This window comes from Streptomyces sp. NPDC097619, from assembly GCF_040302735.1.
Taxonomy (GTDB): Bacteria; Actinomycetota; Actinomycetes; order Streptomycetales; family Streptomycetaceae; genus Streptomyces.
The window spans coordinates 1-8,802 of the sequence record NZ_JBEOSD010000231.1; the positions used below are offsets into that span (position 1 = coordinate 1).

The window sequence follows — 8,802 nt, forward strand, 5'->3', positions numbered from 1 at the left end:
CCGCCGCCGACCAGGAAGCCATGACCAGCGCGACCTCGGGGGGAGGCGCGGACGGAGTCGTGGAGGAACCGGTCACGGCCTGTTCCTCGACGGGGGCGGTCCGTTCACCGTCGCCCGCGCCGCACAAGGCAAAAAGCCGGCCCACCCGAGGGTGGACCGGCTTTCATGGCAACCGGAAAGGGCTGCGCTACGACGTGAAGCGTCAGCGCGAGACCTTGCCGGCCTTGATGCACGAGGTGCAGGCGTTGAGGCGCTTCGGCGTCCCACCGACCACGGCACGCACACGCTGGATGTTCGGGTTCCAGCGACGGGGCGTACGGCGGTGCGAGTGCGAGATGTTGTTGCCGAAGCCCGGCCCCTTGCCGCAAACGTCGCAGTTGGCAGCCACAGGTCACTCCAAAGACTTCAGATGCACTTACAGTGAAATCCGGCGCACCGGAATCAGAGATCTGAAGTGGTTTGCCGGGGGATGGCCCGATCTGCATCGGGCAACCGGAGCAGCATACAACGACTGCTCCCGTCCGAGAAAACTACCACGATCGGCCGGGCCCCCGCCCGGGCCGGACCGCCCGGGACCCGCCGCCCGCCCGGAACCGGTTCGTTACCCTGCGGTGCAGACCAGCCCGCCCAAGGAGGAACCCCGGTGCCGCAGACCCTCGACGCCACCGCGGTGCTCACCTGGAGCTCCCTGGCCGTGGCCGCCCTCGGCCGGGCCCGCGAGGACATCGACGCCATCAACGTCTATCCGGTGCCCGACGGCGACACCGGCACCAACCTCCTCCTCACCGCGGAGTCCGCCGCCGAGGCAGTGACGGCCCTCTTCGCGCGCGACCCCGCCCCCACCCTGGCCGAGGCCGCCCGCGCCTGCGCCCGCGGCGCCCTCATAGGGGCCCGCGGCAACTCCGGCACGATCCTCGCCCAGCTGCTGCGCGGCACCGCCGAGGTCCTCGCCGCCCCGCCCGCCGGCGGCACGGACCGCGAGGGGGACCCGGACGTGGACCCCGCTGCGGACCCCGACACCGGGGCCCGGCTCGCCGCCGCCCTCCAGCGTGCCGCGACCTCCGCCTACGCGGCCGTCGCCCACCCCGTCGAGGGCACCATGCTCACCGTGGCCGCCGCCGCGGCCCGCGCCGCCGCCGACACCGCCGCGACGGGCCGCCCCGACCCGGGCGCCGTGGCCGCCGCCGCCCACGAGGGGGCCCGTGCCGCCCTCGCCCGCACCCCCGGCCAGCTCGGCGCCCTCGGCCGCGCCGGAGTCGTCGACGCGGGCGGCTGCGGCCTCGTCGCCGTCCTCGGCGCCCTCCGCGAGGCCCTCACCGGCGAGCGGATCACCGCCGACCCCGTCCCCGGCCGCGCCGTACCGGTCCCCGCCCGCCCCGAACCCTGTACCGACGGCCCGCCCGGCGGCCCCGGCTACGAGGTCATCTACCTCCTCGAAGCCGCCGACGACGCCGTCACCACCCTCCGCCGCACCCTCGACGCCCTCGGCGACAGCCTCGTCGTCGTCGGCGGCGACGGACTGTGGAACGTCCACGTCCACGTCGACGACCCCGGCGCCGCCGTCGAGGCGGGAGTCGAGGCCGGCCGCCCCTACCGCATCCGCATCACCCACTTCGGCGACCAGCTCCAGGCCGCCCGCGGCGAACGCGTCCAACGCGCCGTCGTCGCCGTCGTCCCCGGCGAAGGGCTCGCCGCCCTCTGCGGGGAGGCCGGCGCCACCACCGTCCCGGCCCGCCCCGAACCCCCCACCGCCGACACCCTCCTCGACGCCCTGCACCGGGCCCACGCCCGCGAGATCGTCCTGCTCCCCAACGACACCGAGCTGCGCGCCGTCGCCGCCCGCGCCGCCGAACGGGCCCGCGCCGAAGGCGTCCGGGTCTCCCTCATCCCCACCCGCTCCGCCGTCCAGGGCCTCGCCGCCCTCGCCGTCCACGACCCCGACGGCAGCTTCGACGAGGACGTGGTCGCCATGACCGCCGCCGCCGGGGCCACCCGCTACGCCGAACTCGCCGTCGCCGAACGGCAGTCCTTCACCTCCGCGGGCATCTGCCAGGCCGGGGACGTCCTCGGCCTCATCGAGGGCGACGTCGCCGTCATCGGCACCGACTTCGCCGACACCGCCGAGGCCGTCCTCGCCCGCATGCTCGGCTCCGGCGGGGAACTCGTCACCCTCGTCCTCGGCCCCGGCGCCCCCGACCACCTCGCCGACCGCCTGGAACGCTGCGTCCGCGAGGGCCACCTCGCCGTGGACACCGTCACCTACCAGGGCGGCCGGCACTGCGCCCCGCTCCTCATCGGCGTCGAGTAGCCCCGCCGGCGTCCCGACCGGACCGCCGCGCCCGCCGGCCGGCCCGCCCCGGGCGGGCGCCGGCACCGGATGTCACCGCCATGGTGTGCAATGGAACACGTGCCCGCGCTCGACGAACCGCTCAAGAAGACCCTCGGACCCGCCACCGCCAAGGTGCTCGCCGAACAGCTCGGCCTGCACACCACCGGTGACCTGCTCCACCACTACCCCCGCCGGTACGCCGAGCGCGGCGAGCTCACCTCCCTCGCCGGGCTCTCCGACCAGCTCGAAGAACACGTCACCGTGGTCGCCCAGGTCGCCGAGGCCCGGATCCACACCTTCAACGGGGGCCGCGGCAAACGCCTGGAGGTGACCATCACCGACGGGGCCGGCCGCCTCCAACTGGTCTTCTTCGGCGCGGGCGTCCACAAACCCCACAAGGACCTGCTCCCCGGCACCCGCGCGATGTTCGCCGGGAAGGTCTCCCTCTTCAACCGCAAGCTCCAGCTCGCCCACCCCGCCTACGAACCCCTCGGCACGGACGCCTCCGACACCGACGCCGTGGACGCCTTCGCCGCCCGCCTCATCCCGATCTACCCGGCCTGCAAGCAGCTGGAGTCCTGGAAGATCTCCAAGGCCGTGGACGCCGTCCTGCCGGCCGCCGCAGAGGCCGCCGACCCGCTACCCCCCGCCCTGCGCTCCGGGCGCGGCCTGGTCACCCTCCCCGAGGCCCTGCTCAAGATCCACCGGCCCACCGGCAAGGCCGACGTGGCCGAGGCCCGCGAACGCCTCAAGTGGGACGAGGCCTTCGTCCTCCAGGTCGCCCTCGCCCGCCGCCGACACGCCGACGGCCAACTCCCCGCCGTGCCCCGCCGCCCCGCCCCCGGCGGCCTCCTCGACGCCTTCGACGCCGACCTGCCCTTCACCCTCACCGAAGGCCAGCGGAACGTCTCCCGCGAGATCTTCGACGGCCTCGCCGCCTCCCACCCCATGCACCGCCTCCTCCAAGGAGAAGTCGGCTCCGGCAAGACCATGGTGGCCCTGCGCGCCATGCTCGCCGTGGTCGACGCGGGCGGCCAGGCCGCGATGCTGGCCCCCACCGAGGTCCTCGCCCAGCAGCACCACCGCTCCATCACCGAGATGATGGGCGAGCTGGCCCAGGGCGGCATGCTCGGCGGCGCCGAACACGCCACCAAGGTCGTCCTCCTCACCGGCTCCATGGGCACCCCCGCCCGCCGCCAGGCCCTCCTCGACCTCGTCACCGGCGAAGCCGGCATCGTCATCGGCACCCACGCCCTCATCGAGGACAAGGTGCAGTTCCACGACCTCGGCCTGGTCGTCGTCGACGAACAGCACCGCTTCGGCGTCGAACAGCGCGACGCCCTCCGTTCCAAGGGCAAGCAGCCGCCCCACCTGCTCGTCATGACCGCCACCCCCATCCCGCGGACCGTGGCCATGACCGTCTTCGGGGACCTGGAGACCTCCGTCCTCGACCAGCTCCCCGCCGGCCGCTCTCCCATCGCCACTCACGTGGTCCCCGCCAAGGACAAGCCCCACTTCCTCACCCGCGCCTGGGAACGCGTCCGCGAGGAGGTCGAGAACGGCCACCAGGCGTACGTGGTCTGCCCCCGCATCGGCGACGGCGAGGACGAACCCAAGAAGAAGGCCGCCGCCAAGGCTGCCGAGGAGGACCCCGACAAGCGGCCCCCGCTCGCCGTCCTGGAGACCGCCGACCGGCTCCGCGCCGGCCCCCTCGCCGGACTGGAGGTCGCCGTCCTGCACGGCCGCATGGACCCCGCCGACAAGGACGAGGTCATGCGCCGCTTCGCCGCCGGCGAGATCCAGGTCCTGGTGGCCACCACCGTCATCGAGGTCGGCGTCAACGTCCCCAACTCCACCGCCATGGTGATCATGGACGCCGACCGCTTCGGCGTCTCCCAGCTCCACCAGCTCCGCGGCCGCGTCGGCCGCGGCACCGCCCCCGGACTCTGCCTCCTCGTCAGCGAGATGCCCGAGGCGAGCCCCGCCCGCGCCCGCCTCGCCGCCGTCGCCGCCACCCTCGACGGATTCGAACTCTCCCGCATCGACCTCGAACAGCGCCGCGAGGGCGACGTCCTCGGCCAGGCCCAGTCCGGGGTCCGCTCCTCTCTGCGCGTGCTCGCCGTCATCGAGGACGAGGAGGTCATCGCCCAGGCCCGCCAGGAAGCCACCCGCGTCGTCGCCGAGGACCCCGACCTCGAAGCCCTCCCCGCCCTGCGCACCGCCCTCGACGCCCTCCTGGACACCGAACGGGAGCAGTACCTGGAGAAGGGCTGACAATGGGGGAGGCAGACCCGGCCGGTCCGGCCGCCCACCGACCCGTACCCGCACCCCCGAAGGACCCCAGATGACCCGCGTGATCGCCGGCACCGCCGGCGGGCGACGGCTGGCCGTGCCCCCCGGCACCGGCACCCGGCCCACCTCGGACCGGGCGCGCGAGGGCCTGTTCTCCACCTGGGAATCCCTCCACGGCGTCCCCGGCTCCCGGGTCCTGGACCTCTACGGAGGCTCCGGCGCGGTCGGCCTCGAAGCCCTCTCCCGCGGCGCCCACCACGCCCTCCTCGTCGAGGCCGACCCCAAGGCCGCCCGCACCATCCGCGAGAACGTCCGCGCGCTCGGCCTCCCCGGCGCCGAGTTCCGCGCCGGCAAGGCCGAGCAGATCGTCACCGGACCGGCCCCCGCCGACCCCTACGACCTGGTCTTCCTCGACCCCCCGTACGCCGTCACCGACGCCGCGCTCCGAGAGATCCTGCTCACACTCCGCTCGGGGGACTGGATCACCGACGACGCGCTCGTCACCGTGGAGCGCAGCACGAGAGGCGGGGAGTTCCCGTGGCCGGCGGGGTTCGAAGCCCTGAGGTCCCGACGCTACGGCGAAGGGACCCTCTGGTACGGTCGCGCCGCCTCAACCAGCGAAAACGCATCATGACCGCACCGGAGAGCGAGGGAGTTCGCGTGCGCCGCGCCGTCTGTCCGGGGTCCTTCGACCCCATCACCAACGGACATCTCGACATCATCGGACGAGCCTCGAAGCTGTACGACGTCGTACACGTGGCCGTCATGATCAACCAGTCGAAGAAGGGCCTCTTCACCGTCGAGGAGCGGATCGAGCTCATCCGCGAGGCCACCGCCGACTACGGCAACGTCGAGGTCGAGTCCTTCCACGGCCTCCTCGTCGACTTCTGCAAGCAGCGCGACATCCCCGCCATCGTCAAGGGCCTGCGCGCCGTCAGCGACTTCGACTACGAACTCCAGATGGCCCAGATGAACAACGGCCTCACCGGAGTCGAGACCCTCTTCGTCCCGACCAACCCCACCTACAGCTTCCTGTCGTCCTCCCTGGTCAAGGAGGTCGCCGCCTGGGGCGGGGACGTGGCCCACCTGCTCCCGCCGCACGTGCACCGGGCCCTCACCGAACGCCTCGGCGAACGCTGACCCCCGGCGGGCTTCCCGGAGCCGGTGTCCCGCCGGCACCCGGGGGCCGTACAGTCGTGGCGTCCGCCTCCGGAACGGCGGGGGCCGGGAGAGTGCGAGCAATCGTGGACGTGCAGAAGAAGCTCGACGAGATCGTCGAGACCGTCGGCAGCGCCCGGTCCATGCCGATGTCGGCCTCCTGTGTGGTCAACCGCGCCGAACTGCTCGCCCGCCTCGACGAGGTGCGCCAGGCCCTGCCCGGCTCCCTCGCCCAGGCCCGCGAACTGCTCGGCGGCCGGGAGCGCATGGTCGAGGAGGCCCGCCACGAGGCGGAGCGGATCATCGAGTCCGCCCACCACCAGCGCGGCACCCTGATCGCCGACACCGAGGTCGCCCGCCGCTCCCAGGCCGAGGCCGAACGGATCCTGGCCGACGCCCGCCGCGAGGCGGAGGAGATCCGCGCCGAGGCCGACGACTACGTGGACAGCAAGCTCGCCAACTTCGAGGTCGTCCTCACCAAGACCCTCGGCTCCGTGGACCGCGGCCGCGGCAAGCTCCTCGGCCACGAGCCCGGCCTCGCCGAGGAGGGCTTCGCGGACGCCGACGCCTACATGGCCGCCAAGCTGGCCGCCTTCGAGGCCGTCCTCGGCGCCACCCTGGAAGCCGTCGGCCGCGGCCGTCAGAAGCTCACCGGCCGGACCACCGGGGACGAGCTCGGCGCCCACCTCGCCGCCCAGGACGCCGCGGGCGGGGCCCGGGCCGCCACCAGCGACGCCGACTTCCTCGCCGGGCTCGCCGAACCGGCCCCCGCGATCCCCGCCCAGGCCCAGCCCGCCCCCACCGGCCACGCCCACGCCCAGGACCCGTACCACCACCCCGCCGGGGACACCGCCGGGTACGGCTACCAGGATCCGTACCAGGACCCCTACCGGGCCTCGGCGGCCCACCAGGGCACCGACGGCGCGGGCACCGGCTACGCGGCCTACGGCGCGGCCGCCCCCGATCCGTACGCCGGCGCCTCCGCGGGCTGGCAGGGCTACGACCCCCAGCAGCCCGATCCGTACGCCGCCGGCCCCTACGCCACCGGTCACCCCGCCCCGGCGGATCCGGCCGCGCCCGGTCCCGCCGCGCTCGACGAGACCAGCTTCTTCGACACCAGCATGATCGACTTGAACCAGGTCCGGGCCTATGAGCAGGGACGCTAGCGTTCCGAGGGCCCGGATTGGGCTCTGAGCGAAGGGGCGGGTATCCTGGCTCTTCGGTCGCGCGTATGCGTCGCGATCCACGCTGCCCCCAGGTGCCCCGTCACCCGAGGTGCCCGTCGGCAGCCCCCAGCGAATCCGAAAGCAGGAAGAACCCTGAACCGCCGCCTCGACCACCGCAACCCTCTCGTGTTCGACACACGGGACCTGGGACGGCGCGCGGGCGCGATGCAGAAGGTCTCCCGCACCGTCGACGCTCCCGCCGACCTCGGGCTCGCCGGAGTCATCGGAGTGCCGGAAGGCGCCCCGGTGCAGATCGGACTCCGTCTGGAATCGGTCATGGAAGGGGTGCTCGTCACAGGCATCTCCCGTGCAACCGTGACCGGGGAGTGCGTAAGGTGTCTGGAGCCGCTTGAGCTGGAGCTCAACGCGCGCTTCCAGGAACTGTTCTCGTACCCTGACGCCGATGGCCGGGGCCGCCCCGTGGCGGAACCGGCCGACGACGCCGAGGAAGACGAGGACAGGTACTACGTCGAGGACGATCTGTTCGACCTCGAACCCGTGCTGCGGGACGCGGTGGTGCTCGCACTGCCGTCGCAGCCGGTGTGCCGGGAGGCCTGTCTCGGTCTGTGCTCCACCTGTGGGGCCAACCTGAACGAGGACCCGGACCACCACCACGACGCCGTCGACATCCGTTGGGCGGCACTGCAGGGACTCGTCGCGTCAGATCAGGCCGACGAGAAGGACAACATGAGCGGCGACGGGCCCGAATCTGCACGCGCCGCCGAGAAGCAGGAGAAGTAGCCGTGGCTGTTCCGAAGCGGAAGATGTCGCGCAGCAACACGCGCCACCGCCGGTCGCAGTGGAAGGCTGCGGTCACCCCCCTGGTTTCGTGTGAGCGTTGCCAGGAGCCGAAGCAGCAGCACATCGCGTGCCCGAGCTGCGGCACCTACAACAAGCGCCAGGTCCTCTCGGTCTGAGTGGCTGGTGAGAGGCGCAATGTCTGACGTTGCCGGCAGTAAGAAGCAGGCAGACACCAGCAACGCGGCCTCGTCCCACACGCTTCTGGAAGGGCGGCTCGGGTATCAGCTCGAGACCGCCCTTCTGGTGCGTGCGCTGACGCACCGTTCCTTCGCGTACGAGAACGGCGGTCTGCCCACCAACGAGCGTCTGGAGTTCCTCGGGGACTCCGTGCTCGGCCTGGTGGTCACGGACACGCTGTACCGGACCCACCCGGACCTCCCGGAGGGCCAGCTGGCCAAGCTCCGGGCCGCGGTGGTCAACTCGCGCGCGCTTGCGGAGGTCGGGCGCGGCCTCGAACTCGGCTCCTTCATCCGGCTCGGCCGGGGCGAAGAGGGCACGGGTGGCCGGGACAAGGCCAGCATCCTCGCCGACACCCTCGAAGCGGTGATCGGCGCCGTCTATCTCGACCAGGGTCTCGACGCGGCCTCGGAGCTGGTGCACCGGCTCTTCGACCCGCTCATCGAGAAGTCCTCGAACCTCGGTGCCGGACTGGACTGGAAGACCAGCCTCCAGGAACTCACCGCGGCCGAGGGACTCGGCGTGCCCGAGTACCTGGTCACCGAGACCGGACCGGACCACGAGAAGACCTTCACCGCTGCCGCCCGCGTCGGTGGTGTCTCGTACGGCACCGGCACCGGCCGCAGCAAGAAGGAAGCGGAACAGCAGGCGGCGGAGTCCGCGTGGCGCGCGATTCGCGCGGCCGCGGACGAGCGTGCCAAGGTCGCGGCCTCCGCCGCGGCCGAGGGAGCCGACGGCGGGACGCCGACCCCCGCCGCGGGCGCTCCCTCCGGAGTCTGACCCTTCCTTCCCGAGCAGGACGCCGCCCCGCACCCGGAC

Annotated in this window: 9 protein-coding genes; 8 read left to right on the forward strand and 1 reads right to left on the reverse strand. The window is 73.1% G+C overall.

The window, feature by feature from the left end; all coding sequences use genetic code 11:
• Positions 1-202 precede the first annotated feature (202 nt).
• A complete protein-coding gene (gene rpmB, locus ABTZ17_RS34715; protein ID WP_030195073.1) occupies positions 203-388 on the reverse strand; it encodes a 50S ribosomal protein L28 in 186 nt (61 codons plus the stop codon).
• A 255-nt stretch (positions 389-643) separates the two neighbouring features.
• Between rpmB and ABTZ17_RS34720 the strand changes: the two genes are divergently transcribed.
• From ABTZ17_RS34720 to rnc, 8 genes are all read left to right on the forward strand, one after another.
• The gene (locus ABTZ17_RS34720; RefSeq protein ID WP_352199794.1) at positions 644-2,308 is read left to right on the forward strand and encodes a DAK2 domain-containing protein; all 1,665 of its coding nucleotides are present in this window, start codon (positions 644-646) and stop codon (positions 2,306-2,308) included.
• A 90-nt stretch (positions 2,309-2,398) separates the two neighbouring features.
• Positions 2,399-4,603 (forward strand): ATP-dependent DNA helicase RecG, encoded by a 2,205-nt coding sequence (recG, locus tag ABTZ17_RS34725; protein WP_352199795.1) that lies wholly within the window; start codon positions 2,399-2,401, stop codon positions 4,601-4,603.
• Positions 4,604-4,673: 70 nt separating this feature from the next.
• Positions 4,674-5,255, forward strand: a complete 582-nt coding sequence (gene rsmD, locus ABTZ17_RS34730; protein WP_352199796.1) for a 16S rRNA (guanine(966)-N(2))-methyltransferase RsmD — start codon at positions 4,674-4,676, stop codon at positions 5,253-5,255.
• A 26-nt stretch (positions 5,256-5,281) separates the two neighbouring features.
• On the forward strand, positions 5,282-5,761 hold the full coding sequence (gene coaD / locus ABTZ17_RS34735; protein WP_352199797.1) for a pantetheine-phosphate adenylyltransferase: 480 nt from the start codon (positions 5,282-5,284) through the stop codon (positions 5,759-5,761).
• A 104-nt stretch (positions 5,762-5,865) separates the two neighbouring features.
• Positions 5,866-6,945, forward strand: a complete 1,080-nt coding sequence (locus tag ABTZ17_RS34740; RefSeq protein ID WP_352199798.1) for a DivIVA domain-containing protein — start codon at positions 5,866-5,868, stop codon at positions 6,943-6,945.
• A 153-nt stretch (positions 6,946-7,098) separates the two neighbouring features.
• Entirely contained in the window at positions 7,099-7,746 is a 648-nt protein-coding gene (locus ABTZ17_RS34745) for a YceD family protein (RefSeq protein WP_352199800.1), read from the forward strand.
• 2 nt (positions 7,747-7,748) lie between these two features.
• The gene (gene rpmF, locus ABTZ17_RS34750) at positions 7,749-7,922 is read left to right on the forward strand and encodes a 50S ribosomal protein L32 (RefSeq protein WP_030195083.1); all 174 of its coding nucleotides are present in this window, start codon (positions 7,749-7,751) and stop codon (positions 7,920-7,922) included.
• A gap of 19 nt (positions 7,923-7,941) precedes the next feature.
• Complete coding sequence (gene rnc / locus ABTZ17_RS34755) at positions 7,942-8,763, forward strand: ribonuclease III (RefSeq protein ID WP_352199799.1); 822 nt, start codon at positions 7,942-7,944, stop codon at positions 8,761-8,763.
• Positions 8,764-8,802 lie beyond the last annotated feature (39 nt).

Excerpts from the sequence above, each read along its gene's own strand:
- recG (WP_352199795.1), top strand. The coding sequence starts at position 2,399 with ATGGAACACGTGCCCGCGCTCGACGAACCGCTCAAGAAGACCCTCGGA.
- rsmD (WP_352199796.1), top strand. The coding sequence starts at position 4,674 with ATGACCCGCGTGATCGCCGGCACCGCCGGCGGGCGACGGCTGGCCGTG.
- rnc (WP_352199799.1), top strand. The coding sequence starts at position 7,942 with ATGTCTGACGTTGCCGGCAGTAAGAAGCAGGCAGACACCAGCAACGCG.